The 1,251-nt window shown below is 64.7% G+C and carries 2 protein-coding genes and 1 pseudogene; all 3 read right to left on the bottom strand.

From position 1 onward, the window contains the following. A partial coding sequence (locus GSQ89_RS26345) for a cytochrome c3 family protein (RefSeq protein WP_254073379.1) occupies positions 1-504 on the bottom strand: 504 nt, incomplete at its 3' end. Positions 505-620: 116 nt separating this feature from the next. Next, on the bottom strand, positions 621-923 hold the full coding sequence (locus GSQ89_RS26340; protein WP_158930865.1) for a plasmid stabilization protein: 303 nt from the start codon (positions 921-923) through the stop codon (positions 621-623). Between the two features lie 98 nt (positions 924-1,021). Next, a pseudogene (locus GSQ89_RS26335) lies at positions 1,022-1,251 on the bottom strand (hypothetical protein); the annotation flags it as partial.

Here is a 1,251-nt window from a genome sequence, read left to right as displayed (position 1 = left end):
ATGACAGCTCAGGCAGAACCCCATCGTCAGGGTGCGTGCCTTCCGTGTCAGCGCCATGTCCTGGATATGGCCGTGGCAACTCTGGCAGCCAACGCCCTTGGCGATGTGGATTTCGTGGTTGAAATACACGTAATCGGGAAGGTCGGTCACACGATGCCAGATGATCGGCGTGTTGTTCGCCAGGCTGTCCCGCACCGGCGCGAGGATGGCGGCGTTGGTCCAAACCTGCGAGTGGCAGGTCATGCAGGTATAGGTTGGCGGCAGGCCGGCGTCCGCGGCGGTTTCAACCGTTACGTGGCAGAAGCGGCAGTCGATGCCCAGGCCAGCGACGTGATGCTGATGACTGAACGGCACCGGTTGCTCCACGGTCCAAGTCCTGTGCCGCACATAGTCCATCCGCGGCCATGCCCACCACCAGCCGGCCGCACCCACGATCAGCACACCCAACCCGACCATGACGACCTGCGCAGCGATATTCGCCGTCGGCCGGAAGATGGCTGCCATCGCGTTGCTTTCTGCGAGCGGAATCGACTAACGCAGGCCAAACGGCCGTTTCGCTTGCCGGTTCCTCGGCGCGCATGAACGTGATGCGGCGCCAAAGTGGGTTCGGTAACGCAATTTTATCCCGCCTTCCGTTTGCGGGTTGCCGCCGCCTTCTTGGCGGACGCCGAACGGGCGGATGCGGGGCGAGAGGCAGCGGCCTTGCCACCCAGCTTTCCGCCCTTGCGGGACGGTGCGGTGTTGACCGGCTTGCCCCGGCCGCTGCCGCTGCGCTTGCCGCCGCCGGTTTCCTTGTTCACGGTGGCCCAGGCGCGCCGTTCGGCTTCACCTTCCGAGACGCCTCGTTTTTCGTAACTTTCCTCGATATGCTCAGCCTGCCGGGTCTGCTTGCCGGTGTAAGCGGATTTGTCGCCGCGAGGCATGTTCGTGTTCCTTTGCGGAAATAGGTCGAACCACCCTCGTGAACGTGGATGCTCGGCACCGGTTCCCGCCGGGTTGTCCCGCAAGTCCGCGGGCGTGGTCATATCGATGCCGTCGGATGGTTGGCGAACCACACCGCGGCCTCGGTCAACACCTCATCGGGCGCCGGCTGACGCAGGTAGGTGGCCAGATCGCGGCATATCAGTTCGACCGGGTTGCCCTGCCGGAATGCCGACAGCCCGAGCGATCGTTGCACAAGGCGTATCGCGTCGAGGCAGGCGGTTTCGACGGCGATGCGCGCCAGGCCGACAACGGCGACCCGATGCGCGG

This window comes from Acidisphaera sp. S103 (genome assembly GCF_009765975.1).
In the GTDB taxonomy this organism is placed as follows: Bacteria; Pseudomonadota; Alphaproteobacteria; order Acetobacterales; family Acetobacteraceae; genus Rhodopila.
Note: the sequence above shows the minus strand (reverse complement) of the source record. Positions and strands in the feature narration are given on the sequence as shown.